The following is a 26,421-nucleotide window of genomic DNA, read 5'->3' as shown; positions in this document are numbered from 1 at the left end:
CAATGCCCAGCTGATTCACTCTAAAATCAGCTGGGAAACCAATTTGTTAGACTGATTTTACAGGGATTTGTTCAGCGTTTTGCTGTTTTACTTGAGTACGTTTCGTGCGGTCAATCACATCACCAACTAATTGTCCGCAAGCCGCATCGATATCATCACCGCGGGTCTTACGTATAGTCACGGTATAATCATACTCCATTAACGTTTTCATGAAGCGATCAATCCGTGAGTTACTTGGCTTCTTGTATGGTGACCCCGGGTATGGGTTGAACGGGATAAGATTAATCTTCGCTGGCGTATCTTTCAATAGCTTAGCTAACTGGCGAGCATGTTCCATGTCATCATTCACATGGTCTAACAGTACATATTCTACCGTTACGCGGCCTCGGTTCGCATTGGAAGAGGCAATATAGCGCTGAACCGACTCAAGGAAGTCATTGATGTTCCAGCGATCATTGATCGGCATAATTTCTGAGCGTAATTCATCCGTTGGTGCATGTAATGAAATCGCCAATGCTACATCAATATTATCCGTCATTTGATCGAGGCCAGAAACAACACCAGAAGTTGAAACCGTAACACGACGCTTTGATAGACCAAAACCAAGATCATCCAGCATGATTTCCAGTGCTGGGATCAAGTTTTTCATGTTAAGCAGCGGCTCACCCATCCCCATCATAACAACGTTGGTGATTGGACGACGGCCGGTCTCTTTTTCAATGCCGATTTCTTTCGCAGCACGCCAAACCTGACCGATAATTTCAGATACACGTAGATTACGGTTGAATCCTTGTTGAGCTGTTGAACAGAACTTACACTCCAGAGCACAACCAACCTGCGAAGACACACATAGCGTTGCACGATCTTCATCAGGAATATAAACAGTTTCGACATCTTGGTCGCCAACACGCATAGCCCATTTAATGGTGCCATCTGTTGAGTGTTGCGCTTCAGAAACATATGGCGCACGAATTTCAGCGACACTTTTTAGCTTTTCACGTAACTTCTTATTGATGTTGGTCATCTGATCGAAGTCATCACAACCGAAATGATACATCCACTTCATGATCTGATCTGCGCGGAACGCTTTTTCGCCCAGCTCTTCAGCAAAATATTTACGCAAGCCTTTGCGATCAAAATCCAGTAGATTAGTTTTAACAGTTGTCATCGGGTGTTGCCTCTTTAAAATTACGTGACGGTATCTGTGCCTTAGACGTCTCGTTTACTTACGATCCGCGACAGGACCTTGCACTGAAATCGGTTTATTATTAACACCTGATTTTCAGTTTGGTTTTAAGGCGCGAAATTGTACAGGCTTTACCTGTGACTTTCCACTCGTTAAACCACTCACCCACTGCCGTCGTGCGCTCAGAAAAGCGAAACGGGAAGCCATCGCTTCCCGTTTGAAATCTGTATGCCAGTATCTCCCCCCACTTAATCGCGTGGGCAAAGCTCATCATCAGCAAAGAAATAAGCAATCTCACGAGCTGCAGATTCTGGACTATCAGCACCGTGTACCGAGTTATGGCGCAAGCTTAAGGCATGATCAGCACGGATAGTGCCACATGCCGCGTCTTCTGGGTTCGTTTTACCCATTAATTCGCGGTAACGAACAACGGCATTTTCGCCTTCTAGCACTTGAACCATTACTGGGCCAGATGTCATGAATGCAACCAAATCATCAAAGAAAGGTTTACCTTCATGCTCGGCATAAAAACCTTTCGCTTTATCTGCGTCCATTCGGATCATTTTCGCAGCAACCACTTTAAAACCCGCATTTTCAATACGCTGATAGATTGCACCAATCAAATTACGCTTAACCGCGTCTGGTTTTACGATTGAGAATGTTTTTTCAACTGTCATTATTATAGTTCCCTTTTGAATCAGTTTTATGCAGTGGTAGAACACAACAATGATGCCTACCACTTCCCTCAGACTAAAATTTACAGCAATAACGCTGCAATATTGGCAACACCGAGCCCCGTAGCCCCTGCGGACCAACGACTATCTGCGCTATCGCGGAAACAGGATGCCAAGTCAAAATGTATCCAGCGGCTAGTATCGGTATCAACAAAGCGTGACAGGAATGCCGCAGCATTCGATGCTCCGCCCATACCGCCACCCTTTTGCGATCGGCTATTTGCCGTATCCGCATAATATGACGGGCAGTTTGATTGATGCCACTTCTCAAGCGGCAACGGCCAAGCAGGCTCATTGACAAGATCTGACAGTTCTTGTGCCTTTAGCAATAGCGCCTTATCAAGGCCAAACAATGCATTGTAATCAGTACCAACAGCCATCATGGCTGCGCCTGTTAACGTTGCAGCATCAATGATCAATGGCGCTTTGGTTTCCGAAGCAGCAATCAAGCCATCTGCTAACACTAAACGGCCTTCAGCGTCGGTATTAACAATTTCAACTGTCTGGCCATTTTTATACGTTAACACATCGCCGAGCTTATAAGCATTTCCAGCAATCATGTTTTCCGCGCAACACAAGATCAACTTCACACGTTGGCGTAAACCCTGCTCGATGGCGTATCCCAATGCAGCAGTAACCGTGGCAGCGCCCCCCATGTCACACTTCATTGTGACCATGCCCGCGCTCGACTTGATGCTGTAGCCGCCTGAATCAAAAGTAATGCCTTTACCAACCAGACATGCTGCAACAGGGGCGTTTTCATCGCCTGTTGGGTTGTAATCAAGCGTTAACATCACTGGTGGACGGCTGCTTGCCCGCCCGACATTATAAGTGCCGACCCAACCTGCTTGAGCTAGCTCATCACCAACAACGAGTTCGTGAGTGATGTGTTCAGCCGCAATGCTATTTAAAAATGAAATGGCATCGTCAGCCAATCGTTGTGGGTACATGTCTTCTGGGGTCGCATTCACAACTTGGCGCACCCAATCAGCACTTCGGCGACGTGCATTTAGCAGTTCAAGTTCATCTTCATCAATCGAAGCCCACTTGATCTCAACACGTGCTTTAGTTGTGGCAAAACCACAGTAAAATGCCCATTGACGTTCATAGCTCCAGCCTTCACCCTCAAGGCTGGCAGCAATCACACCTTGTGACTGAAGCTGTCTTGCAGCTTGCTGAATGCGGCGTAGCGAGTAATCACCACTGTAATGAATCACAGCGCCTTCGGTTTCAAATGCTACTAACGCATTGTCACCCCAGACACCTTCATATGGTTGAGCGGATAATGAAATCCTTAGCATAATATCTCTTCCTTCAAAGCTGCCAGCGACAAAGCCGATAGCAGCAACTGACTTTTCTAATTTATTTATTCTTCATCATCGCACAGGATGTTTGCTAGGGTACGTACACCCATGCCCGTTGCGCCAGCAGACCACTTGTCATTGGCTGATTTTCGGAAGGTACCGCTTGCATCAATGTGCATCCAACCAGAATGGTAATCATCAACAAAGTAAGACAAGAATGCAGCCGCAGTACTTGCCCCAGGTAAGAAATCACCCATAGAAACGTTCGACAAATCAGCGTAGTTGGATGGCATCATCGCACGGTGATGCTCAGCCAAAGGTAGTGGCCATAAGCCCTCAAACTCTTCGCTTGCTGCCATCAGTGCTTGCTGGGCAAGTTCATGATCGAAGCTAAACAATGCATGATAATCGTTGCCTAACGCATTTTTTGCCGCACCTGTTAAGGTCGCACAATCAATAATTATTTCTGGGTTTTGTGCGCTGGCGTAAATCAAGCCATCTGCAAGCACTAAGCGACCTTCAGCATCTGTATTTAAGATCTCAACGGTTTTGCCATTCTTGTAGGTGATCACATCACCCAGCTTAAAGGCTCGGCCTGAAATCATATTTTCAGCACAGCATAAAATCAGCTTAATGCGCTTATTGGTTCCACGTGCAATGGCTAGAGCCAAGCCCCCAGTTGCCAATGCTGAGCCGCCCATGTCCGCTTTCATTGCGGTCATGCCAGCTGAAGATTTCATGCTATAGCCGCCTGAATCGAAGGTAATACCTTTACCGACTAAGCAAGTATGAACAGGGGCATTCGCATCACCCGTCGGGTTGTAATCCAAGCGAAGCATTGCCGGCGAACGCTCAGAGCCTCGGCCAACAGTGTGGATACCATTCCAGCCTTCATCGAGTAAATCATTACCCTTGATGATTTTGTATGTCACATGCTCAGGCGCCAATGACTTTATAAACTCAGCCGCACGTGTCGCGAGTTGCGACGGACGCACCACCTCTGCTGATTGGTTAATGATCTCGCGCACCCAATTGGTGGCGGTAATACGTGCTTGTAATTCTGCTTGTTCGGCATCGGCAAGGGCTTGCCAAATTACCTCATTTCCCGGTTTGCTATTACGGTGACCTTGAACAAAGGCCCAGATAGTTTCCAGTTCCCAACCGTCTCCAGCCAGCTCTACTTGCTTGATACCTTGATTATCAAGCTTACGTCCTGCACGTTGGATCGACGCGAGTACATCGTCGGCATTAACGTGGATCACGGCACCGTCTGCTTCAAACGTAATAAGGGCATTTTTACCCCACTTTTCATCAGCAGTTTCGGTGGATAGCAGAACGTTCATTTTGGCGGACATGAATAACTCCTTGATATCTGACAATCACCCAAAAGGAAGACATGGGGTGACTGAGTTGGCTTCAGCGTGAAAACCACCCTGTACCATCACAATGCATTTAGGTAACAAGTGAATGACAATAACGTTACCACATATAGCTATTTGTATGGGGGTAGAATCAAAGAACACAAGGGGGCAATCGGCTGATAACACACATTATGGGCAAATAGCCCTGAAAGAACCGTAAAAACAAAGTTAATTATATTGTTATTAGCTTTGTTTTCAGAATTATCCATACTGTGCCTTGCCTAACTGTAATAAACAAGTTGTTTACAACAAGATTAAGAGCAAGATCAGATCACGAGGAGGGTTTACGGTAAGATAGTTAGTCTGCTTCTTCAATCCAACACATTTGAACGGCTTCAAGTACACGTTCACTGCAGTGGTTGGGATCATCATCAAACGCGTCAAGGTCGAGAATCCAATCGCGTAAGTCGGTAAAGCGAATCGTGTTTGGGTCGACATCTGGATGCCGCTCAGACAATTCTATCGCCAGCTCTCTTGAATCAATCCATTTCAAGTTCATTCGACTCTCCTTTAATCAGGGAAACATCCATTCGATTCTTTTCTTATAACCGATGTATGACGCTAAGTCGTAATTAAAAAAGAATAGAATAGCTATTAGTGTAGCGTAGCTGACCGACTTCAACCTTTGGTAAAAGCCGGCCATTTTACTGACTAGTGGTTTTCAGATGCAAGGTTAAGGGTATACTTGGGAATTTCTACCACTAAATCTTCATCAGCCACTTTTGCCTGGCAACCTAAACGGGATTCAGGCTCAAGCCCCCATGCCTTGTCCAGCATATCGTCTTCCAGCTCGTCACTTTCTTCAAGTGAATCAAAACCTTCACGCACAATGCAGTGACATGTGGTACACGCACAGGATTTTTCACAGGCATGTTCAATGCCAATACCGTTACGCAATGCCACGTCAAGAATGGTTTCACCTTCTTGCGCTTCCAGTACAGCACCTTCAGGGCAAAGTTCTTCATGGGGTAGTACAACAATTTTAGGCATGCCTAAACCTCATCAATCGACTGGCCAGATAGCGCTTGACGAATAGACTGATCCATTCGACGAGACGCAAATTCTTGACTAGCTTTATCTGTTTTTTTAATACTAGCTTCAATTGCGTGCGGGTCTGTACCCTGACGTAATTGAACCAGTTCCATCATGACGGCTTCCAGCTCGTCGCGCTCTTGTTTCGTCAGTAACGTATCACCGTCAGCTGCAAGCGCTGTAATTAATCCTTCCAGAACACGATCCGCTTCCACTTGTTGCTCTGCAAGGGCGCGGGCGTCTTTATCATTCTGGGCGAATGTCATTGAATCGCGGATCATTGTCGCGATTTCATTATCAGTCAAACCGTATGACGGTTTAACTTGAATAGAGGATTGTACTTCGCTGCTCTTTTCCATTGCAGTAACGGATAGCAGGCCATCCGCATCAACCTGATACGTTACACGGATATGAGCCGCACCAGCGGCCATGGCGGGAATACCACGCAGTGTAAAGCGAGCTAACGAACGGCAATCACTCACCATTTCACGCTCACCTTGTACTACATGCACTGACATTGCCGTTTGGCCATCTTTAAACGTGGTAAACTCTTGTGCTCGTGCAACAGGAATCGTGGTATTACGCGGAATGATTTTTTCAATCATGCCACCCATGGTCTCGATGCCTAAAGATAACGGGATCACATCCAGCAGTAGCATTTCAGAATCTGGCTTGTTACCGACTAAGATATCGGCCTGAATCGCGGCACCAATCGCAACCACCTGATCGGGGTCGATTGAAGTCAGTGGCGTTTTACCAAGATAGTTGCCAACCATTTCGCGTACTAAAGGTACACGGGTTGAGCCACCCACCATGACGGTTTCAATCACATCTTCTGCCGTGACGTCGGCATCTTTCAATGCACGGCGACATGCCATCAACGTTTTTTTAACCAATGGCTGTATTAATGACTCAAACTGAGTTCGAGTTACAGTACCTTGCCAATCAAGTACATTGACTGTCGTTTCATCAGTAGAAGAAAGGGCTTCTTTCGCAGCTTGCGCAGCATCTTGTAGAATACGATGTTGCTGTGCAGTACGCTCACCATTAAAACCAGCTTGCTCGGCAATCCAGTCTGCTAATAAGTGGTCAAAATCGTCACCGCCAAGGGCTGAATCCCCCCCCGTTGCCATCACCTCAAATACACCTTTTGATAGGCGTAAAATTGAAATATCAAAGGTACCGCCACCCAAGTCGTAAACCGCAATAACGCCCTCTTGACCAGAATCTAAACCGTAAGCGATCGCGGCAGCCGTTGGCTCGTTTAATAAACGCAACACATTGAGGTTAGCTAGTTTGGCGGCATCTTTAGTACCCGCTCGCTGAGCATCATCAAAATATGCAGGAACGGTAATAACCACACCTTCCAGCTCACCACCTAACGTATCTTGAGCGCGTTGGCTTAGATCCTTAAGGATTTCAGCAGAAACCTGGATCGGATTAACCTCGCCCGAACGAGTGATCAATTGTGGCAAACCATTGTCTGTCGCCGTAAATTGATATGGCATCTGAGGGTAACGCTGCTGAATATCAGCCAGAGAGCGGCCCATCATCCGTTTTACAGAGATAATGGTATTCAGCGGGTCTTGCTGAGCAATATCTCGAGCTTCTTGACCAACAACAATGCCAGCCTCGCCATAATGAACTGCCGACGGCAAAATACCGTTGTTTTGTTCATTTTTTAGCGTTTCAGGGACGCCGCTGCGTACCGCAGCCACGAGCGAGTTAGTGGTACCCAGATCAATACCCACCGCTAACTTATGTTGGTGCGGTGCTGCACTTTGACCGGGTTCAGCAATCTGTAACAGTGCCATTATCATTCCTGTGGAAAGTTAATACCGGGATCGTAAAAATTGTTAGTCGAACAAGCTATCTTCTAGTCGCTCAACTTCATTACGCAGCTTAACAATAAACTTAAGCTTACGCACGGCATCAGCCGCAGTCTCCCAGCTTTCTTGAAGTAGAAGTTGTTCAAGTGCCGTTAACTGTGTTTTGTATAGCGCATTCGCCTGCTGCTCAAAATCAGATAAGGCAGCTTCGGGGTCGTTTGCATCAGGGATATCTTCAAGGGCTTCTCGAAGCTCCATCTGCTGCATTAAGAAAGCCGGATCCTGAAGCGTTTTTTGCTCGCCACGAATATCGCACCCTTTTTCAGACAGCATATATTCAGCGCGAGAAATCGGATTTTTCAGCGTTTGGAAGGCATCGTTGATTTGCGCAGCTTTTTGCACTGACATCAAACGATCACGCTCTGAAGCCGTGGCAAAATTGTCAGGATGAAAACGGCGCTGTAGTTCACGGAACTGAGTTGCAAGAAGGCTACCGTCCAGCTGAAACTGAAATGGTAGCCCAAATAATTCGAAATGATTCATAGCATCTGTATCTATAAAGACTGAACCTGATGACTACAGGTCGTAGTGATCAGGTTCAGAAAACACAGCGATTAAACGTTGAAGCTTTCACCACAACCACATTCGCTGGATACGTTAGGGTTATTGAACTTGAAACCCTCGTTCAGGCCTTCTTTGGCAAAATCCAATTCAGTGCCTTCAAGGTAAACTAAGCTTTTGGCATCAATAATAATTTTGACACCATTTTCTTCGAATACCTGATCACCTTCATCAAGCTGATCGACGAATTCAATGATATAGGCCATACCAGAACACCCTGAAGTACGGACACCTAACCGGAGACCAAGGCCTTTACCACGGTTTTCAAGGAAAGCAGCTACGCGACTTGCTGCCGCTTCAGTAATAGATATGGCCATACAACAACCTTTAGGAATTAGTTTTCTTCGTGTTTCTTCTTGTAATCGCTAACTGCCGCTTTAATTGCATCTTCTGCAAGAATTGAGCAGTGAACTTTTACCGGCGGTAACTCAAGTTCTTCAGCAATTGCTGAGTTCTTGATAGATGCTGCTTCATCAAGACTCTTACCTTTCACCCATTCGGTGATCAGCGAACTTGATGCGATAGCAGAACCACAACCGTACGTTTTGAATTTAGCATCTTCAATGATGCCATCTTCAGTTACTTTGATTTGAAGTTTCATTACGTCGCCGCAGGCTGGTGCACCCACCATACCGCTACCAACGTTTTGATCGTCTTTATCAAATGAGCCCACGTTACGCGGGTTCTCATAATGATCGATAACTTTTTCACTATATGCCATGACAGTTTCCTCGAATGCGTTATGACCGCAAGATTAGTGGTGTGCCCACTCGACAGTATTGAGGTCAATACCTTCTTTGTACATATCCCATAATGGAGACATGTCTCGTAGTTTCTCTACCGCGCCACGGATTTGTGAAACTGCGTAGTCTATTTCTTCTTCCGTCGTAAATCGACCGAAAGAGAAACGAATTGAGCTATGTGCAAGTTCATCATTTAGACCTAGAGCTCGTAAAACATACGATGGCTCAAGGCTTGCTGATGTACATGCAGAACCTGACGATACCGCCAGATCTTTCAGTGCCATTAGCAGAGATTCACCTTCAACAAAAGCAAAGCTAATGTTTAGGTTATTCGGTAAACGCTGCTCCATATCACCGTTGATAGTCATCGCTTCGATGCCTTCAAGGCCAGTTAACAGGCGATTACGCAATGCTAATGCATGCTGGTAATCTTTATCCATGTCTTCTTTAGCAACACGGAATGCTTCACCCATACCCACAATCTGATGCGTTGCCAATGTGCCAGAACGGAATCCACGCTCATGACCACCACCGTGCATCTGCGCTTCTAGGCGGATACGAGGTTTACGACGCACATAAAGTGCACCGATGCCCTTAGGGCCGTAAATCTTGTGTGCAGATAATGAAATTAAATCGACTTTCATTTCCTGAACATCAATCGGTAGTTTACCCGCAGATTGCGCGGCATCCACGTGGAAGATCACTTTCTTCTCACGACACATCTCGCCAATGGCTGCAATGTCTTGGATAACACCGATTTCGTTGTTTACATGCATGATAGAAACCAACACGGTATCTTCACGCATTGCATCACGCAACTTAGCTAAATCGACCAAACCATTTGATTCAGGCTCTAGGTAAGTCACTTCAAAACCTTCACGCTCAAGCTGACGACAAGGGTCAAGAACAGCTTTATGCTCAGTTTTCAGGGTAATTACATGCTTACCTTTCTTTCCATAAAAGTGCGCAGCACCTTTAATCGCAAGGTTATCTGATTCTGTTGCACCAGATGTGAAAACAATTTCACGTGGGTCAGCATTCAGCAAGTTAGCAATATTCTCACGAGCAGTATCAACTGCTTCCTCGGCCTGCCAACCGTAACGGTGAGAACGAGAAGCCGGATTACCGAAATTTCCATCCATCGTTAGGCATTGCATAATTGCTTCAGCAACACGTGGATCTACTGGGCAAGTCGCGGAATAATCAAAATATATTGGCAGTTTCATTTTCATCTCCGAAAACACGGACGTCTAGTCTCTAGGAGCGAACATCGACACCAATTGTGGTGCTGTCGTGTGTATTATTATGTCCAAATGACGTTTTATTTAGAACTTGATCTTGTCGACCAGAGATTTCTTGTACGTCATTATCTCGCATCAACTCACCAAGAGTGATGTTGTTCAAAAAGCCGCTGATACGGGAACTTAAATCGTGCCATAGCGTATGTGTCAGACAACGTACACCACCTTGGCAGTCACCCTTACCATGACACTTAGTCGCGTCAACCGACTCATCAACGGCGGCAATAACCATGCCTACCGCAATGTCATTTGCATCTTCACCTAGGCGGTAACCACCACCTGGACCACGCACACTGGCAACTAAACCAGCCTTACGTAGGCGAGAAAAAAGCTGTTCCAGATAAGACAGTGAAATACCTTGGCGTTCTGAAATATCAGCCAGAGGTACAGGACCATCCTGAGAGTGCAAAGCCACATCTAGCATAGCTGTGACTGCGTATCTTCCTTTTGATGTCAATCTCATAACACACCGCTACCCACGTTTGTATATGGAGGGAGTGTCCCATACCTGACTAAAATGGTCAAGTATTTACCTGACCATTTTAGTCAGGCTTTTAACCATAAGGAAGATGTGGCTATTTATCTTTATGTTCGAGTGATTTTTCAACCGAAGATAAGATGCCGCGCAGAATATTCAACTCTTGGGCTTCTGGACGAGCACGGGTAAATAGACGACGAAGTTTCGTCATTACCATGCCCGGATGATTCTTATTTATAAACTGGGTCTGAGTCGTGACTTTTTCAAGATGCTCATAGAACATTTCGAGTTCTTTCACTTGAGGGTACTCATCTACATGCTCATGCTTACCGTGCTTTTGCTGCTCAAGAAACGCCATGCGAATCTCATAGCTTACGGTTTGTACCGCCATAGCAAGATTCAAAGAGCTGTAATCAGGGTTAGCCGGAATATAAACATGACAATGGCAACGCTGAAGCTCTTCGTTTGTCAGACCTGTACGCTCTCGCCCGAATAAAATAGCAACATTGTGATGAGTCGCTTCGGCTATCGATTTAATGCCACATTCACGAGGATCCAGCTGTGGCCATTCGAGGGTGCGAGAACGTGCGCTTGAGCCCACGACTAAACCACAATCGGAAATAGCTTCATCAAGTGTTGATACGATTTTGGCATTTTTGACAATGTCTGCAGCACCAGCAGCTAAGGCATATGATTTGTCATCTACCTCACAGGCTGGGTCAACCAATACCAAATTGGTCAGCCCCATTACTTTCATTGCTCGAGCAGCCGAGCCAATATTGCCCGGATGAGAAGTACCAATTAGCACGACACTGATTTTATCTAACATAGACACGCATATTTCCGACGGTTTCAATAAAGCCGAAAGATTTTAGCACAGAGATTTTAAAAAAGGTGAAAACATGTAAAAACATTATACCAATTCTGCTATGGCTGACCTGAATGCCTGAAATGCATACAATGCCACCCCAGATTAAGCAACGGGCAAAAAATAACCACTTCCTTTTTGTTCCAGCTCTGATATACTCGCCGCCGCTTTTTAGTTCTTTAACATCCGTTGGGAAGATCCTATGCATCCGATGCTTAATATCGCCATTCGTGCTGCACGAAAGGCTGGTGACCATGTCATTAAATCTTTAGAAAAACCTCAATCTATTGAAGTAGAAAACAAAGGTAATGATGTTGTTACCAATATCGATCATGAAGCAGAAGCTATCATCATCGAGACAATTCTTAAGTCTTACCCTGAGCACTGCATCATTGCAGCAGAAAGCGGTACTAAAGAAAACCGTGACAAAGAATGTCAGTGGATCATCGACCCAGTGGATGGCACCAAAAACTTCGTTCGTGGTTACCCTCACTTTGCAATTTCTATCGCTCTGCGCATGCGCGGTCGTACAGAAGTTGCAGTGGTTTACGACCCTGCACGTAACGAGCTATTTACTGCGACACGCGGTTCAGGCGCTCAGCTTAACAGCCAACGTCTACGTGTATCACAGCCTCGTGACCTAACAGGTACTACGCTTGCAACAAGCCTTCCTTTTGCTGCTAAACAGCACGCTGAAAGCTACATGAAAATCCAGAACGCACTATTCCTTAGCTGTGAAGATATGCGTCAGTCTGGTTGTTCTGCTCTTGACCTATGTTACCTTGCTGCTGGCCGTGTTGATGGTCTATTCAAGCTTGGTCTTAAGCCATGGGAAATTGCAGCAGGCGAACTAATCGCACGCGAAGCTGGTGCTATCTGTACTGACTTTACAGGCAACACTAATCACCTGACTACAGGCAACATCGTTGCTGGTAACGCACGTGTTGTGAAGCCTATGCTAGCTAAAATCCGTGAACACGGTAGCGAAGCACTTGCTAAGTAATCTCTGATTACCCCGCTAAATTCAAAAACACCCCAGTGATTAATCACTGGGGTGTTTTTTTATGCCTATTATTTTAAAATGATAGGCATAAAAAAACGGAGCCTATCGGCTCCGCTTTCGATGACATCATTCAATACACCTGCCGTTAAGGCATTGCATCAAACTCTTCACCGTCTTTCTCAACCTGCGGTGGCATCAAGTGTTCACGTGCAATACCCAGCTTCATCGCCAATGCCGATGCGACATAGATAGAAGAGTATGTACCAACAGTGATACCAATCAGCAATGCTGCAGCAAAACCGTGAATCATCGTTCCGCCTTTAACAAACAGTGCGATAACTACAAACAGGGTTGTTGCCGATGTGATCAAGGTACGACTCAGTGTTTGTGTCACTGAGCTATTCATCACTTCAACCGCTTCACCTTTGCGCATCTTACGGAAGTTTTCACGGATCCGGTCAAACACAACAATGGTATCATTGAGCGAGTAACCAACAACCGTTAGCAGGGCTGCGACAATCGTCAGATCAATTTCAATCTGAGTGAATGAGAAAATACCAATGGTAATAATCACATCATGCGCCAATGCTAATACCGCACCTGCCGCTAAACGCCATTCGAATCGGATCGAGACATAAAGCAAGATACAAATCAGAGCAACAATAATGGCTAAGCCACCCGCTTCTGCCAGTTCATCACCCACGTTCGGGCCAACAAACTCAATACGGCGCATCTCAACAGTTTGGCCAGTACCATCTCTTAGCGCATCAATGATTTGGTTGCCTAATTTTTCACCCTTCGCATCTTCGCGAGGCTGAAGGCGAACCATCACATCACGTGCCGTACCAAAGTTCTGAACAATGGCGTCACCAAAACCTGACTCTTCTAGCGATTCACGGATCAAAGCGAGATCAGCTGGCTGCTCAAAGCCCACTTCAATCAGCGTTCCGCCTGTAAAGTCCAAACCCCAATTTAGCTTCTGGGTCGTTACAGTTGTGATCGCCGCAACAATCATTGCAATCGAAAGAACAAATGCGAACTTCGACCAACGCATAAAGTCGATCACTTTATCCGCTTTCATTATTTGAAACATGTCAGCGTCTCCTTAGATCGACAGTTTATCGACGCGCTTACCGCCATAAACTAGGTTAACCAACGCACGTGTACCCACAATCGCGGTAAACATTGAAGTCAAAATACCGATAGATAGTGTCACAGCAAAGCCTTTAATCGCGCCCGTACCCACAGCAAATAGAATAATCGCGGTGATCAATGTCGTGATGTTGGCATCGGCAATGGTACTAAAAGCGTTCGCATAACCCTGCTGAATAGCTTGCTGAGGACTGCGTCCTTCACGTAGCTCTTCACGGATACGTTCGAAAATAAGTACGTTTGCATCGACCGCCATACCGACAGTCAGAACAATACCGGCTATACCTGGTAGCGTCATGGTTGCCCCTGGGATCATCGACATAACACCGATAATCATCACAAGGTTCATCAACAACGCCATGTTGGCAAAAAGACCAAAGCGACGGTAGTAAATCAGCGTGAACAGCATGACCGCGACCATACCCCAAATCATTGCTTGAACACCCATATCGATGTTCTGCTGACCCATAGATGGGCCAATGGTACGCTCTTCAACGATTGAAATCGGTGCAATCAAAGCACCAGCACGAAGAAGTAGGGCAAGGTTATGTGCTTCAGCTTGTGAGTCAATTCCAGTGATACGGAAGTTACGGCCAAGCGCAGTTTGAATCGTTGCTTGGTTAATCACTTCTTCGTGTTTCTCAAGGATCACTTTACCGTCTTCGTCACGCTCGCCACTGTCTTTATATTCAGTGAAAACCGTTGCCATTAGCTTGCCCACGTTATTACGTGAGAATGCTGTCATCTTGCTACCACCTTCACTGTCTAGTGAGATGTTAACTTGAGGACGACCGTATTCATCAGCACTTGAGCTTGCATCGGTAATATGAGAGCCCGCAAGGATCACACGTTTTTTCACGACAGCTGGACGACCATCACGCGTCATTTTAACTTCGCTATCCGGTGGTACACGGCCTGATGCCGCAGCCGCCAAATCAGCAGAGCTATCAACTTCACGGAATTCTAGTGTTGCTGTTGCACCTAGAATCTCTTTTGCACGTGCCGTATCTTGAACACCTGGCAGCTCAACCACAATACGACTCGCGCCTTGACGCTGTACTAATGGCTCAGCAACACCGAGTTCATTTACACGGTTACGAAGAATAGTGATGTTCTGCTCAACCGCGTAGTTACGAATTTCTTGTAAACGCACATCAGTAAACTGAGCGCTTAATAGGAAATTCGTCGTGTTATCGCTAAACACCATGTCAGGGTGAAGTGCCGCTAGCTCACTCTTAGCCTGCGCTAATTGCTCAGCATTACGTAAACGAACCTGTACAGCTTCTTCCGTTTTACTGATAGCACGGTAACGAATTTTCGCTTCACGCAGTTCAGTACGGAATGTTTCTTCCTGCTGACCCAGCAATTTCTCCATTGCAGCGTCCATGTCGACTTCCATTAAGAAGTGGACACCACCGCGCAAATCAAGACCCAACTTCATTGGGGATGCGCCGATAGATTCAAGCCAGCTAGGAGTAGAAGCAGCAAGGTTTAGAGCAACAACAAAGTCATCGCCAAGCTGTTCATTAAGAATATCGCGAGCACTGATTTGGGTATCAGTGTCGTTAAAGCGGACCAATACAGTACCGTTTTCGAAAGCGACAGATTTATATGAGAGTTGATTTTGTTTTAAATCTTCGGTGACAGCATCCAGCGTAGACATATCTGCCGAGGCGCCACGCGCCCCGGAGATTTGAATTGCTGGATCTTCACCGTAAACATTGGGAAGTGCGTAAAGCAAACCGACAAGCAGTGTAAACACCACCATCAGATTCTTCCACAAGGGATAACGGTTTAACACTGCTGTGATCCTTTAGAGCAAATGTTTACAGAGATTTCATTGTGCCCTTAGGCAAAACAGCAGAAACGAAATCTTTCTTAATAGTCACTTCAGTTGTGTCGTTTAGTGCGATAACGATGTAGTCGTTTTCTTCAGACACTTTAGTGATTTTACCAAGCAGGCCGCCGTTAGTTAGCACTTCGTCCCCTTTGCCCATAGAAGACATTAGGTTCTTATGCTCTTTAACACGTTTCGCCTGTGGACGATAAATCATGAAGTAGAAAATTACAGCGAATAGGCCTAGCATGATGAAAAGTTGCATGCCGCCGCCTTGTGGCGCGCCTTCTGCTGCTGCGTGTGCTTGAGAAATCAGACTCATTTACTAACGTCCTCGATTATTGATTGTCATTTAATGGTGGAACTTCACGGTCACGACGCGCGTAGAATTCTTCTACAAATGCATCGAAACGATCTTCGTCAATCGCACTACGGATACTTTCCATCAAACGCTGGTAGTAACGCAAGTTGTGGATTGTGTTAAGGCGCGCACCTAGAATCTCATTACATTTGTCGAGATGGTACAGATACGCCTTTGAATAGTTGCGACAAGTGTAACAGTCACAATGCGGATCTAGCGCAGTTGTGTCTATTTTATGTTTCGCATTACGGATCTTGATCACACCGCCAGTCACAAATAGGTGACCATTACGGGCATTTCGGGTCGGCATTACGCAATCGAACATGTCGATACCGCGACGAACACCCTCAACCAAGTCTTCCGGTTTACCCACACCCATTAGGTAGCGAGGCTTATCTTCAGGCAATTTTGGACAAGTATGCTCAAGAATACGGTGCATGTCTTCTTTCGGCTCACCAACGGCAAGACCACCAACAGCATAACCGTCGTAGCCAATTTTAGTTAGGCCTTCAACAGAAACATCACGCAAGTCTTCATATACACCACCTTGAACAATACCAAAGAGTGCATTTGGGTTTTCTTGGCGATCAAATTCGTTACGGCTACGCTGTGCCCAACGTAACGACATTTCCATCGATTTTTTCGCTTCATCATGCGTTGCAGGATAAGGCGTACATTCATCAAAAATCATGACAACGTCAGAACCAAGATCATATTGGATTTGCATCGATTTCTCTGCATCCATAAAGATCTTGTCACCGTTTACAGGGTTACGGAAATGTACCCCTTCTTCAGTGATTTTACGCATTGCACCTAGGCTAAATACTTGGAAGCCACCTGAATCAGTCAGGATTGGACCCTGCCAGTTCATGAAGTCATGCAGATCACCGTGCATTTTCATCACTTCTTGACCTGGGCGTAGCCAAAGGTGGAAGGTATTACCTAGAAGGATTTGAGCACCGGTCTCTTTCACTTCTTCTGGTGTCATACCTTTAACTGTACCGTAAGTACCTACAGGCATGAATGCCGGAGTTTCTACCGTACCACGTTCAAACTGCAGGCGACCACGACGAGCACGTCCCTGAGTTTTATCTAATTCAAATTTCACAAAGCCTCCAAAAGCCAGAGAAACAATCTGACATCGCACCTCAGCTGCCAAACAGCTGGGTATACCCACACAAAAGGCCAGCTGCCTAATGTGCATATTGCCAAACGTACCAACACACGCAGCCGTTTGGTTTAGCCACTACGCATAAAGCCTAGTGGAATAATCTATTCGCGAGAAAAAAATCGCATTTGGCCTAAAAGGCCATAAATAAACCATATTGTCAGAAATGACAAAGGCTGCATTTTATCAAATGCAGCCTTAAGTGACACTGACTTAGTCAATCAAGTTCCGTTTATTTGTCTTTCTTTGTAATAAACATCGAATCACCATAACTAAAGAAGCGATATTTGTTCGCAACCGCTTGATGATAAGCATTGATTGTATGTTCGTAACCCGCAAACGCGCTAACCAGCATAATTAGCGTCGATTCTGGCAAATGGAAGTTAGTGATGAGCACATCCACCAGCTGAAATTCATAACCTGGGAAGATGAAAATATCAGTATCACCAAAGAAAGGCTTGAGCTCCGTACCTTGTTTAACCGCATCTTGTGCTGCACTTTCAAGGGAGCGAACCGACGTTGTACCGACAGCAATCACACGACCGCCATTAGCCTTCGTCTCATTGATGGCATTTACTACATCCTCTGGCACTTCTACGTATTCAGCGTGCATATGGTGATCATCAATGTTATCAACACGTACAGGTTGGAAAGTGCCGGCACCGACATGCAAAGTCACAAAGGCAAAACTTGCACCTTTAGCTTTAATCGCCTCTAACAATGCATCATCGAAATGAAGGCCAGCTGTTGGCGCTGCAACCGCACCGGGTTTAGCGTTGTAAACAGTCTGGTAACGCTCTTTATCAGAATCTTCATCAGGACGGTCAATATAAGGAGGAAGCGGCATGTGACCAACTTCTTCTAAAATTTCTAAAACCGTTTTGTCACTGTTAAAGCGGATTTCGAATAATGCATCATGACGGGCGATCATTTCAGCCTCATAATCATCATTCTCACCCAGTAATAATACATTGCCCGGCTTCGGAGACTTAGATGCACGAACATGAGCCAAAATAGTTTTATCGTCAAGCATACGCTCAACTAATATCTCTAACTTACCACCAGAGGCTTTACGACCAAATAAACGAGCAGGGATCACTCGGGTATTGTTAAACACCAGCAAGTCACCTGGCTCAACCAGATCCAGTACATCCTTAAAACCTTTATGCGCCAATTCACCTGTATTACCAGTAAGTTGCAGCAAACGGCTCGCAGTACGCTCAGGTTGTGGGTAACGAGCAATTAGCTCATCAGGTAGCTCAAAGTCAAAATCAGAAACTTGCATTATTAGGGCCCTAAATTACAGCAGGCAGCTAGTATAGGCCGCCAAACTGCAATATCAAGCAAAGATCACTCTTCACTTAGTGCCTTTTAAACCCATCAATACTGTTTTGCGGGCATCGCGGTTATTACGCCTTGCCCTAAGCAATGCTAGTAAGCCGAGCCCTAACAAATAGCTAAAAGCGATATTTCCGCCCCCACCACCACCAGAGCTCGATGAGGTATTGTTGACCACAATTCCCTCTCCAGCATTGCCATAATCAGACAAAAACGGGTTAATCGTAAATGTTGATGTAGCCTGACTGAATATGCCATTACCCAGCTCACTAGCGATCCAACTTCGGTAATTAGAAGCTTGTGTATACACACCGGGCAAGCGACCTGCACAACCTTCGCCAAAACTGACCAAACCGACTAACCGTAAACCAAAATCACTATCTGCTGCTGTTTGAGGGTTCTGCCATACCAAGGGGCCACCAGAGTCTCCAAAGCAGCTGTCACGGGCTAAATCAGGCGACGTCGAACCAGCACAAAGGTAAATGGAATAATCGCCAGTATTAATATTCGCCCCCCACATACCGTCACATGTTCTATCTGGCACACCAGATAACAGTGTTTGGCGAAGCTTTGTCGAACCAGAGCCTGAACTATTAGGGTCGGTACTTCCCCAGCCGGATACTAATAAATTAGCAACTCGATCCCCATTCGAGACCCAGCCGTTATCAAATTCATTATCGACACTTTGCTGCTCGCTATCAGAGGCAATTTTGATCGGCACAGCACTATCCGGTAGCGGGCTTGATAACACCAAAATGGCAATATCATTGGCAAAACGCGAGGAGCTGTATGACGGGTGAATAATAATTTCATTAACTGAAACCGCATTAAAACGATTGGCACTGAAAATACTGGTGATACCAGCCCACACATCGACATTTTCTGCCGCTGCAGTCGTTGAGCCATTGCGCATGCAATGAGCCGCCGTTAATACTGCTGTTGGGCTAATGACGACGCCACCACAAATAAACGTTTTCGTTCCATCGCCATCAGGGAAGCTCATATTCAAATATGCCTGCCAAGGCAATTCGTTATTTTCAGATTCGATTCCACCAATGATCTTCGGTGTAATGACAGGCGATTCACTGCTTGCCTCTATGGGGAAAATTGCAAACCAAGACAGCAAAATAAACAACAGCTTAGGCATTAATGTATTCCCCTATGACATGTCATTTATTGAGTATATTACACATTCTTATTTTTAACTCATGAGAAACATATGAGACACAACAACAAAACAATCAAACAACTTCTCATTTATTTGACGAACATCATAGGGAGGTTAAAAAGGATTCGCTACAGTCAAAAGGGAAGCAAAGAAAAATAACGAACCGTAAATTTGGAGGCTTTTATGTTTACTGTTGCTGATATGATGACTCCTCATCCCCACTCACTATCTGCTGAGCATACGCTTGCGGATGCGAAACGCTTAATGGAAAAGTTTCATATCCACCATGTTCCTGTTGTGGATAAAGACAATCACCTTGTCGGCTTGGTCAGCCAGCGAGATATACTGGCGGCGCAAGAATCCAGCTTTGAGTTACAAGCCAAAATTCCTTTCATTTCTGCCCTGGATATCCCTTTAGAACAAGCCATGCATCGCAACTTAATGAGTGTTAACCCTCAAGCGGGTCTCAAAGAGGCAGCAACATACATGCAAAAGCAACGTATTGGCTGTTTACCGATTCTCGACCACAATAAATTAGTTGGCATCATTACCGACACTGACTTTGTCGCGATTGCCATTAATCTATTAGAATTACAGGAAGAGGTTGAACCGCTTGAAAATGAAACGGAAAAGCTCTATTAGCAAGCAAGTCGTCATACTAAATTACGCCAGAAAACTGCCTGAACTACAATGAATTTTCTGGCGCATCTTCATATTGCAGAACAATGTAATAGCCATCTTGCCGGTAATTTACTGGCCGACTTTGTTAAAGGCGACCCTTATTTACAATACCCACGCAACGTTGCTGACGGGATAAAGCTTCACCGGTTTGTCGACAGCTTTATTGATGCGTTACCGGAAGTTCGGCAGTGTCGACAACTATTCTCTCCTGCGACTCGGCGAGTGAGCGGCATTGCGCTCGACATCACTTGGGATCATTTTCTTGCAAGGCATTGGGCACAATACCATGCAGAGTCACTTCCTAAGTTTATTCACTTCGCGCAGCATGAAGTTAGCCTATTCACCGACAATTTACCTGATGCTTATCAATTAACGATGGCTCGAATGTGGCAGCAAAACTGGTTATCACAATATCAATATCCCGAGACGATAAAGCAGGCACTAACCAGAATGGCGCAAAGACGTCCTAAATTACACCAGTTGGCTCACTGCCCTGACGATATCAACCTGCATTACAACGAACTCGAAGATCAATTTCACTGTATTTACCCACAAGTTGAGTTCGCCGCGCGCGAGTTCAGCTGCAAACTACACCGTTCATAAACAAAACACGAAAAACAAAAAAGGAGCGCACTAGGCGCTCCGAATATGATTAACGATTTACGTCGTTATTATTAGTATTCATTTACCGACTCACAATCAGAACTGATCTTCTTCTGTCGAGCCCGTCAATGCTGTAACAGATGAGTTACCGCCTTGAATCGTATTGGTCATCTTATCAAAGTAGCCCGTCCCCACTTCCTGCTGGTGCGCAACGAAGGTATATCCTTTATCTGCCGCTTCAAACTCAGGACGTTGCACTTTTTCGACATAATGGCGCATGCCTTCACCTTGTGCGTAAGCATGAGATAATTCAAACATGTTAAACCACATGTTATGGATACCGGCCAATGTAATAAACTGGTATTTATACCCCATGTCTGAAAGTTCTTGCTGGAACTTGGCAATGGTTTCTGCATCCAAGTTTTTCTCCCAGTTAAACGATGGCGAACAGTTATAAGCCAACAGCTGATCTGGGTATTGCGCATGAATCGCTTCTGCAAATTTACGCGCTTCTTCTAAGCATGGTTTAGCCGTTTCACACCAAATTAAATCAGCATATGGCGCATACGCCAACCCGCGAGAAATCGCTTGGTCAATACCGGCACGCACACGGTAGAAGCCTTCAGCCGTACGGTCACCGACGATAAAGTCATTATCGTAGCTGTCACAATCAGACGTTAATAAATCAGCCGCATTGGCATCGGTTCGAGCGATAACCAATGTTGTCGTGCCTGCTACATCAGCGGCAAGACGTGCCGCGACTAGCTTCTGGACTGCCTCTTGAGTTGGAACTAATACTTTCCCCCCCATGTGGCCACACTTTTTCACTGACGCCAGTTGATCTTCAAAGTGAACCCCTGCTGCCCCCGCATCAATCATATTACGCATCAACTCATAAGCATTCAGTACACCACCGAAACCCGCTTCTGCATCCGCAACAATAGGTAAGAAGTAATCAATACCTTCCTCTGGGTTGCTTCCACTCGACCATTGAATTTGATCCGCACGTCGGAATGCATTATTAATGCGGCTAACAACGGATGGCACAGAGTCAACCGGGTATAGAGACTGGTCGGGATACATTGTCGAAGCCGTATTATTATCAGCGGCAACCTGCCAACCTGAGAGATAAATAGCTTCAATACCTGCTTTTGCTTGCTGCACTGCTTGACCGCCCGTCAGTGCGCCAAGGCAGTTAACATAACCTTTCTTCGCATCACCGTTGACCAAATCCCATAACTTATCAGCACCACGCTGTGCGATAGTATTGGCTGGTGCAAATGAACCTCGTAGATTAATAACTTCTTCTGCAGTGTAGGTACGCTTTACATGTTTCCAACGTGGGTTTTCTGCCCAGTCTTTTTCCAAAGCTTCGATTTGTTGCTGGCGAGTCAGTGTCATAATGATGTCCCTCGTTTCATTTGGCGATAATCCGCGTCACATAGTCGTTATTGGTCAAGCTTTCAGTAAGGAAGCATCTACTTCCCACTTTTCTCTATTGATTAATTATTGTTATTGCAAGTATTCGTACCCTGACAAGGTCAGAAAATTCACCAACTCATCACTGGTGGTAAGTTGTGACATCATGACTGCGGCCTCATCGAAACGTCCGCGGTCAAAATGCTCATTCCCTAATTCTTGTCTAAGTACTGCCATTTCTTCTTGTAGCATTTTCTCAAATAAGGCTTTGGTGACGATCTGCCCATTGCTTAGCGCTTTACCGTGCTTTATCCACTGCCAAATAGAAGCGCGTGAAATCTCAGCAGTCGCGGCATCTTCCATTAAGCCGTAGATAGGCACGCACCCGTTACCAGAAATCCAAGACTCGATATACTGAACAGCAACTCGAATGTTGTGACGCATACCGTCTTCGGTTCGCTCACCGTCACAAGGAGCTAGCAGGTGTTCAGCCGTTATCGATGCATCTTCGCTTCGACTAACATCAAGCTGATTACTACGCTCTCCCAATACACCGTCAAACACCGCCCGAGCGGTACTTGCCAAGCCCGGATGAGCAACCCATGTCCCATCGTGCCCATTGTTTGCTTCTAAAGATTTATCTGTTTGGATTTTATTCAATACCCAAGCATTACGCTCAGGCTCTTTTGATGGAATAAATGCAGCCATTCCTCCCATTGCAAACGCTTCACGGCGGTGGCACGTTTTAACTAATAGTCGTGAATAGGCATTAAGAAACGGCTTTTCCATTGTTACAACTTGGCGATCTGGCAATATGCGGTCAGGGTGATTTCGTAAGGTTTTTATATAACTGAAAATGTAATCCCAACGACCACAGTTAAGGCCAACAATGTGTTCTTTCAAGCTGTATAAAATCTCATCCATCTCAAACACAGCTGGTAGCGTTTCAATTAACACCGTTGCCTTAATTGTCCCTCTTGGAAGTCCAAACTCATCTTCGGTAAAACTGAAGACGTCACTCCACCACGCAGCTTCTTGATACGCCTGTAATTTAGGTAAATAAAAATAGGGGCCGCTACCTTTTTCCAACAGCTGCTTGTAGTTATGGTAAAAGTACAGCGCAAAATCAAATAAACATCCTGGAATTGGTTCACCATCCCAAAGCAGGTGTTTTTCAGGTAGGTGTAAGCCTCGCACGCGACAGATAAGTACCGCCGGATCATCCCCTAGGTGATATTGTTTCCCCGACTCAGGGTGGGTATAGGAGATAGTGCCATTGACTGCATCACGTAGGTTACGCTGCCCATCTAATACTTCATCCCATGCGGGTGCAAAGGAGTCCTCGAAGTCGGCCATAAAAACTTTTGCATCGGCATTAAGCGCATTAATTACCATTTTACGCTCAACAGGGCCTGTAATTTCTACTCGGCGATCTTGCAGATCAGAAGGGATATTTTGAATGGACCAGTTACTTTCACGAATAGAAGCGGTTTCTGGTAAAAAATCAGGTAACGCGCCAGCATCAATCATATTCTGACGCTGCTCTCGTGTGGCAAGCAACTCTGGTACTCTAGAGGCAAACCGTTGAACTAAGTGCTCTACAAATTGAAGCGAGTCGCTATTTAATATCTCTGCTTGCTCATCGGTCAACACCGTTTGTAGTGATAACTTTACTTCATGATTAGGTGGAGTATGTCTATCCATTTTAACGCTCCCTTACACCTGTAACTTAATCACCATATTTATCAGTAGTGATTGATCCACAATTTTAATTAGACTTCGTCGCAACACCTTATTTACGGTGCCGTAACATATCAGCAATTGCAAGCCCCCTTATTTAAATGAACAAATACACAAACGAGTAAACCACATTAAATTCAATAAGTTAAATAAATTAGAGTTATAACTCAAAACACTAAATTGAAACAAATTGCAGGTAATTACTCGGTTTTTATTAGGATGAGTTCCTTAGTACGGTTTTGTAATTACTTACGTAATAAAATTACAAAAAAGCCACGTTCAAACAATTGTTCGAATTGACGTTTTAAACACTAGTAATTAAAGGGGGTAGTTATAAGCGATTAAAAAACATGCAATTAATAACTATTTATACGATTATTTAATACAACGAAGGGATAAAAACCCCATTAAGAGCAACTATTTATTTGCAGAGCGAAACATAATAAACCTACAAAATGGGCACAATTAGCCAAACTATGCACATAATGTAAATAATGCTTTGGCTTCATTTCTTAGAATAATGTGCTGAAAAATACGACTTTCTTCCAACACATCAATTATCAGGAGGGAGTTCGAGCTATAAAAGGTCTTTTACAATATCGGCAAGACAATGGAAGGTGCGCGTTCGGCTTGATGTCGGTCGCCATACTAAACCAATTTCTCTGTACGCCTCTTGCCCTGGCGGGTCAATAACGACAAGGTTTTGATTATGAAGCAAACCATGATCAATCGCCATTTGAGGAATAAAGGTTGTGCCTAATCCATTTGCCACCATCTGTACCAAAGTGTGGAGGCTTGTGGCGGTGAATGGGTTAATTTTCTCTTTGCTAGTGAGCTTACAAGCAGAAACTGCATGATCGGTTAAGCAATGCTCTTTCTCCAACAAAAAAACTGACTCATTCGGTAAGTCAGCATAGCGCAGTGGGACATTCACTTGACCTACTTGATCTTGGCTTATGACCATCTTAAAAGCATCTTTACCGACAACTTGGCTGTGCATACCGTTAATCTCAACCGGTAATGCCAAGATCAGCACGTCCATTTCACCATTACGTAACGCCGCTAATAAATTAGTGGTGGTATCTTCTCGCAGCAGTAAATTCAGACTAGGGTGAACCCGGTTAACTTCTTGCACTAAATCACATAATAAGAAAGGGGCTATAGTTGGAATGCAGCCAACACGCAACTGACCATCCATACCATCACCTTTGCAGTTTGATAACTCCATCAGATCTTGGCTACGGGCTAGCAGCTCACGACTCCTAATCACAACATCTTCACCGGTAGAGGTGAATACTAATGATTTATTGTCTCTTTCTATTAACTGACAACCAATCAGTTCTTCAAGGTTTTGCACCCCAGAACTTAACGTTGACTGGCTAACAAAACATTTCTTGGCGGCCTCACCAAAATGCCTCGTTTCAAAGAGAGTCACGAGGTAATGAAGCTGTTTTAAGGATGGAAATTTATTCATCGTATTTTTCGATTACATCAATCTATTTATTCCGCTTTTTTCAATCTAACAGTTTCGTTATAGTTTGTCTCGTCCAAACAAGGAGCCAACCGAAAGGTCGGCGACAAACCGAATATTTTAGGAGCACCAAAATGGTACTAGTAGGTCGTCAAGCACCAGATTTTACTGCTGCAGCTGTTCTAGGTAACGGCGAAATTGTTGATAGCTTCAACTTCGCAGAGTTCACTAAAGGTAAAAAAGCAGTAGTTTTCTTTTACCCACTAGACTTCACTTTTGTTTGCCCATCAGAGCTAATTGCTTTTGACAAGCGTTTTGAAGATTTCCAAGCGAAAGGCGTTGAAGTAATCGGTGTTTCAATCGATTCTCAATTCTCTCACAACGCATGGCGTAACACTGCTATTGAAGACGGCGGTATCGGTCAAGTTAAGTACCCACTAATCGCTGACGTTAAGCACGAAATCTGTAAAGCTTACGACGTTGAGCACCCAGAAGCAGGCGTTGCTTTCCGTGGTTCTTTCCTAATCGACGAAGATGGCCTAGTACGTCACCAAGTAGTTAACGACCTTCCTCTAGGCCGTAACATCGACGAAATGCTACGTATGGTTGATGCTCTAAACTTCCACCAGAAAAACGGTGAAGTTTGCCCAGCACAGTGGGAAGAAGGCAAAGCAGGTATGGACGCATCGCCAAAAGGTGTTGCTGACTACCTATCTGAGCACACTGCAGACCTAGCTAAGTAATTAGCAAATAGCACCACGCTCACGGTGCTATGGCAACAAACGCAATAGCGTAAAGCCAAAGTCAGCCAATAGGCAAAAATAGAATGAGGCCCGGACACACCGGGCCCTTTTTCGATCTGGCCTTTCTAAAAGGTAATCTCTCGCCTAATCGCTCTGTAATATTTTTTGATCTTATTCACCGTTCCATCCTACAATTTCCACTACACTGCACCTACCCTCG

The 26,421-nt window shown here is 45.1% G+C and carries 26 protein-coding genes; 4 read left to right on the top strand and 22 right to left on the bottom strand.

Annotated features, from left to right (window positions below):
- Positions 1-46: 46 nt before the first annotated feature.
- The 13 genes from rlmN to trmJ all read right to left on the bottom strand — a co-directional run bounded on the left by rlmN (position 47) and on the right by trmJ (position 11,478).
- The gene (gene rlmN / locus L4D09_RS02770; protein WP_428455964.1) at positions 47-1,168 is read right to left on the bottom strand and encodes a dual-specificity RNA methyltransferase RlmN; all 1,122 of its coding nucleotides are present in this window, start codon (positions 1,166-1,168) and stop codon (positions 47-49) included.
- Between the two features lie 266 nt (positions 1,169-1,434).
- Positions 1,435-1,863 (bottom strand): nucleoside-diphosphate kinase, encoded by a 429-nt coding sequence (gene ndk / locus L4D09_RS02765; RefSeq protein WP_428455963.1) that lies wholly within the window; start codon positions 1,861-1,863, stop codon positions 1,435-1,437.
- Positions 1,864-1,943: 80 nt separating this feature from the next.
- Positions 1,944-3,221, bottom strand: a complete 1,278-nt coding sequence (gene pepB, locus L4D09_RS02760) for an aminopeptidase PepB (protein ID WP_428455962.1) — start codon at positions 3,219-3,221, stop codon at positions 1,944-1,946.
- Positions 3,222-3,286: 65 nt separating this feature from the next.
- A complete protein-coding gene (pepB, locus tag L4D09_RS02755) occupies positions 3,287-4,579 on the bottom strand; it encodes an aminopeptidase PepB (RefSeq protein ID WP_428455961.1) in 1,293 nt (430 codons plus the stop codon).
- Positions 4,580-4,943: 364 nt separating this feature from the next.
- Positions 4,944-5,144 (bottom strand): Fe-S cluster assembly protein IscX, encoded by a 201-nt coding sequence (gene iscX, locus L4D09_RS02750; protein ID WP_428455960.1) that lies wholly within the window; start codon positions 5,142-5,144, stop codon positions 4,944-4,946.
- A gap of 152 nt (positions 5,145-5,296) precedes the next feature.
- Positions 5,297-5,635: an ISC system 2Fe-2S type ferredoxin gene (fdx, locus tag L4D09_RS02745; protein WP_428455959.1), complete on the bottom strand. Its 339-nt coding sequence runs from the start codon at positions 5,633-5,635 to the stop codon at positions 5,297-5,299.
- A 2-nt stretch (positions 5,636-5,637) separates the two neighbouring features.
- On the bottom strand, positions 5,638-7,491 hold the full coding sequence (hscA, locus tag L4D09_RS02740) for a Fe-S protein assembly chaperone HscA (protein ID WP_428455958.1): 1,854 nt from the start codon (positions 7,489-7,491) through the stop codon (positions 5,638-5,640).
- Between the two features lie 42 nt (positions 7,492-7,533).
- Complete coding sequence (hscB, locus tag L4D09_RS02735; protein WP_428455957.1) at positions 7,534-8,049, bottom strand: co-chaperone HscB; 516 nt, start codon at positions 8,047-8,049, stop codon at positions 7,534-7,536.
- Positions 8,050-8,120: 71 nt separating this feature from the next.
- Positions 8,121-8,444, bottom strand: a complete 324-nt coding sequence (gene iscA, locus L4D09_RS02730) for an iron-sulfur cluster assembly protein IscA (RefSeq protein ID WP_428455956.1) — start codon at positions 8,442-8,444, stop codon at positions 8,121-8,123.
- A gap of 17 nt (positions 8,445-8,461) precedes the next feature.
- Positions 8,462-8,848, bottom strand: a complete 387-nt coding sequence (gene iscU / locus L4D09_RS02725; protein WP_428455955.1) for a Fe-S cluster assembly scaffold IscU — start codon at positions 8,846-8,848, stop codon at positions 8,462-8,464.
- Between the two features lie 33 nt (positions 8,849-8,881).
- Positions 8,882-10,096, bottom strand: a complete 1,215-nt coding sequence (locus tag L4D09_RS02720; protein WP_428455954.1) for an IscS subfamily cysteine desulfurase — start codon at positions 10,094-10,096, stop codon at positions 8,882-8,884.
- Positions 10,097-10,127: 31 nt separating this feature from the next.
- A complete protein-coding gene (iscR, locus tag L4D09_RS02715; RefSeq protein WP_428455953.1) occupies positions 10,128-10,634 on the bottom strand; it encodes a Fe-S cluster assembly transcriptional regulator IscR in 507 nt (168 codons plus the stop codon).
- A 112-nt stretch (positions 10,635-10,746) separates the two neighbouring features.
- The gene (gene trmJ / locus L4D09_RS02710; RefSeq protein ID WP_428456135.1) at positions 10,747-11,478 is read right to left on the bottom strand and encodes a tRNA (cytosine(32)/uridine(32)-2'-O)-methyltransferase TrmJ; all 732 of its coding nucleotides are present in this window, start codon (positions 11,476-11,478) and stop codon (positions 10,747-10,749) included.
- A 241-nt stretch (positions 11,479-11,719) separates the two neighbouring features.
- Here trmJ and suhB point away from each other — a divergent pair, with 241 nt between their 5' ends.
- Positions 11,720-12,520, top strand: a complete 801-nt coding sequence (suhB, locus tag L4D09_RS02705) for an inositol-1-monophosphatase (RefSeq protein ID WP_428455952.1) — start codon at positions 11,720-11,722, stop codon at positions 12,518-12,520.
- Between the two features lie 145 nt (positions 12,521-12,665).
- Here suhB and secF read toward each other — a convergent pair whose 3' ends face one another.
- From secF to L4D09_RS02675, 6 genes are all read right to left on the bottom strand, one after another.
- Entirely contained in the window at positions 12,666-13,613 is a 948-nt protein-coding gene (gene secF / locus L4D09_RS02700; protein ID WP_428455951.1) for a protein translocase subunit SecF, read from the bottom strand.
- Positions 13,614-13,625: 12 nt separating this feature from the next.
- Complete coding sequence (gene secD, locus L4D09_RS02695) at positions 13,626-15,473, bottom strand: protein translocase subunit SecD (RefSeq protein WP_428455950.1); 1,848 nt, start codon at positions 15,471-15,473, stop codon at positions 13,626-13,628.
- Between the two features lie 25 nt (positions 15,474-15,498).
- On the bottom strand, positions 15,499-15,831 hold the full coding sequence (yajC, locus tag L4D09_RS02690) for a preprotein translocase subunit YajC (RefSeq protein ID WP_428455949.1): 333 nt from the start codon (positions 15,829-15,831) through the stop codon (positions 15,499-15,501).
- A 16-nt stretch (positions 15,832-15,847) separates the two neighbouring features.
- The gene (gene tgt, locus L4D09_RS02685; protein ID WP_428455948.1) at positions 15,848-16,978 is read right to left on the bottom strand and encodes a tRNA guanosine(34) transglycosylase Tgt; all 1,131 of its coding nucleotides are present in this window, start codon (positions 16,976-16,978) and stop codon (positions 15,848-15,850) included.
- A 292-nt stretch (positions 16,979-17,270) separates the two neighbouring features.
- On the bottom strand, positions 17,271-18,323 hold the full coding sequence (queA, locus tag L4D09_RS02680; RefSeq protein ID WP_428455947.1) for a tRNA preQ1(34) S-adenosylmethionine ribosyltransferase-isomerase QueA: 1,053 nt from the start codon (positions 18,321-18,323) through the stop codon (positions 17,271-17,273).
- A gap of 72 nt (positions 18,324-18,395) precedes the next feature.
- A complete protein-coding gene (locus L4D09_RS02675; RefSeq protein WP_428455946.1) occupies positions 18,396-19,523 on the bottom strand; it encodes a S1 family peptidase in 1,128 nt (375 codons plus the stop codon).
- A gap of 204 nt (positions 19,524-19,727) precedes the next feature.
- Here L4D09_RS02675 and L4D09_RS02670 point away from each other — a divergent pair, with 204 nt between their 5' ends.
- The gene (locus L4D09_RS02670) at positions 19,728-20,186 is read left to right on the top strand and encodes a CBS domain-containing protein (protein WP_428455945.1); all 459 of its coding nucleotides are present in this window, start codon (positions 19,728-19,730) and stop codon (positions 20,184-20,186) included.
- 48 nt (positions 20,187-20,234) lie between these two features.
- A complete protein-coding gene (locus L4D09_RS02665) occupies positions 20,235-20,828 on the top strand; it encodes an acyl carrier protein phosphodiesterase (protein WP_428455944.1) in 594 nt (197 codons plus the stop codon).
- Between the two features lie 96 nt (positions 20,829-20,924).
- Here L4D09_RS02665 and aceA read toward each other — a convergent pair whose 3' ends face one another.
- The 3 genes from aceA to L4D09_RS02650 all read right to left on the bottom strand — a co-directional run bounded on the left by aceA (position 20,925) and on the right by L4D09_RS02650 (position 25,461).
- Positions 20,925-22,229: an isocitrate lyase gene (gene aceA, locus L4D09_RS02660; RefSeq protein WP_428455943.1), complete on the bottom strand. Its 1,305-nt coding sequence runs from the start codon at positions 22,227-22,229 to the stop codon at positions 20,925-20,927.
- A gap of 111 nt (positions 22,230-22,340) precedes the next feature.
- A complete protein-coding gene (gene aceB / locus L4D09_RS02655) occupies positions 22,341-23,951 on the bottom strand; it encodes a malate synthase A (RefSeq protein ID WP_428455942.1) in 1,611 nt (536 codons plus the stop codon).
- 613 nt (positions 23,952-24,564) lie between these two features.
- Complete coding sequence (locus L4D09_RS02650; protein ID WP_428455941.1) at positions 24,565-25,461, bottom strand: hydrogen peroxide-inducible genes activator; 897 nt, start codon at positions 25,459-25,461, stop codon at positions 24,565-24,567.
- Positions 25,462-25,592: 131 nt separating this feature from the next.
- Between L4D09_RS02650 and L4D09_RS02645 the strand changes: the two genes are divergently transcribed.
- Positions 25,593-26,201 carry a peroxiredoxin C gene (locus L4D09_RS02645; protein ID WP_428455940.1) on the top strand — a complete coding sequence of 203 codons (609 nt, stop codon included), beginning with the start codon at positions 25,593-25,595 and terminating at the stop codon, positions 26,199-26,201.
- The last annotated feature ends 220 nt before the right edge of the window (positions 26,202-26,421 follow it).

Source organism: Photobacterium makurazakiensis (genome assembly GCF_050336715.1).
GTDB classification, from domain to species: Bacteria; Pseudomonadota; Gammaproteobacteria; order Enterobacterales; family Vibrionaceae; genus Photobacterium; species Photobacterium makurazakiensis.
This window is presented reverse-complemented; position numbering and strand designations above follow the sequence as displayed.

Bases quoted from the DNA above. Each gene is read 5' to 3' on its own strand.
- iscA (WP_428455956.1), bottom strand. From the start codon at position 8,444: ATGGCCATATCTATTACTGAAGCGGCAGCAAGTCGCGTAGCTGCTTTC.
- queA (WP_428455947.1), bottom strand. From the start codon at position 18,323: ATGCAAGTTTCTGATTTTGACTTTGAGCTACCTGATGAGCTAATTGCT.
- trmJ (WP_428456135.1), bottom strand. From the start codon at position 11,478: ATGTTAGATAAAATCAGTGTCGTGCTAATTGGTACTTCTCATCCGGGC.
- L4D09_RS02720 (WP_428455954.1), bottom strand. From the start codon at position 10,096: ATGAAACTGCCAATATATTTTGATTATTCCGCGACTTGCCCAGTAGAT.
- hscB (WP_428455957.1), bottom strand. From the start codon at position 8,049: ATGAATCATTTCGAATTATTTGGGCTACCATTTCAGTTTCAGCTGGAC.
- pepB (WP_428455962.1), bottom strand. From the start codon at position 3,221: ATGCTAAGGATTTCATTATCCGCTCAACCATATGAAGGTGTCTGGGGT.
- aceA (WP_428455943.1), bottom strand. From the start codon at position 22,229: ATGACACTGACTCGCCAGCAACAAATCGAAGCTTTGGAAAAAGACTGG.
- fdx (WP_428455959.1), bottom strand. From the start codon at position 5,635: ATGCCTAAAATTGTTGTACTACCCCATGAAGAACTTTGCCCTGAAGGT.
- secF (WP_428455951.1), bottom strand. From the start codon at position 13,613: ATGTTTCAAATAATGAAAGCGGATAAAGTGATCGACTTTATGCGTTGG.
- L4D09_RS02650 (WP_428455941.1), bottom strand. From the start codon at position 25,461: ATGAATAAATTTCCATCCTTAAAACAGCTTCATTACCTCGTGACTCTC.
- L4D09_RS02675 (WP_428455946.1), bottom strand. From the start codon at position 19,523: ATGCCTAAGCTGTTGTTTATTTTGCTGTCTTGGTTTGCAATTTTCCCC.
- ndk (WP_428455963.1), bottom strand. From the start codon at position 1,863: ATGACAGTTGAAAAAACATTCTCAATCGTAAAACCAGACGCGGTTAAG.
- hscA (WP_428455958.1), bottom strand. From the start codon at position 7,491: ATGGCACTGTTACAGATTGCTGAACCCGGTCAAAGTGCAGCACCGCAC.
- L4D09_RS02665 (WP_428455944.1), top strand. From the start codon at position 20,235: ATGAATTTTCTGGCGCATCTTCATATTGCAGAACAATGTAATAGCCAT.
- suhB (WP_428455952.1), top strand. From the start codon at position 11,720: ATGCATCCGATGCTTAATATCGCCATTCGTGCTGCACGAAAGGCTGGT.
- pepB (WP_428455961.1), bottom strand. From the start codon at position 4,579: ATGTCCGCCAAAATGAACGTTCTGCTATCCACCGAAACTGCTGATGAA.
- aceB (WP_428455942.1), bottom strand. From the start codon at position 23,951: ATGGATAGACATACTCCACCTAATCATGAAGTAAAGTTATCACTACAA.
- L4D09_RS02645 (WP_428455940.1), top strand. From the start codon at position 25,593: ATGGTACTAGTAGGTCGTCAAGCACCAGATTTTACTGCTGCAGCTGTT.
- iscX (WP_428455960.1), bottom strand. From the start codon at position 5,144: ATGAACTTGAAATGGATTGATTCAAGAGAGCTGGCGATAGAATTGTCT.
- L4D09_RS02670 (WP_428455945.1), top strand. From the start codon at position 19,728: ATGTTTACTGTTGCTGATATGATGACTCCTCATCCCCACTCACTATCT.
- rlmN (WP_428455964.1), bottom strand. From the start codon at position 1,168: ATGACAACTGTTAAAACTAATCTACTGGATTTTGATCGCAAAGGCTTG.
- yajC (WP_428455949.1), bottom strand. From the start codon at position 15,831: ATGAGTCTGATTTCTCAAGCACACGCAGCAGCAGAAGGCGCGCCACAA.
- iscR (WP_428455953.1), bottom strand. From the start codon at position 10,634: ATGAGATTGACATCAAAAGGAAGATACGCAGTCACAGCTATGCTAGAT.
- iscU (WP_428455955.1), bottom strand. From the start codon at position 8,848: ATGGCATATAGTGAAAAAGTTATCGATCATTATGAGAACCCGCGTAAC.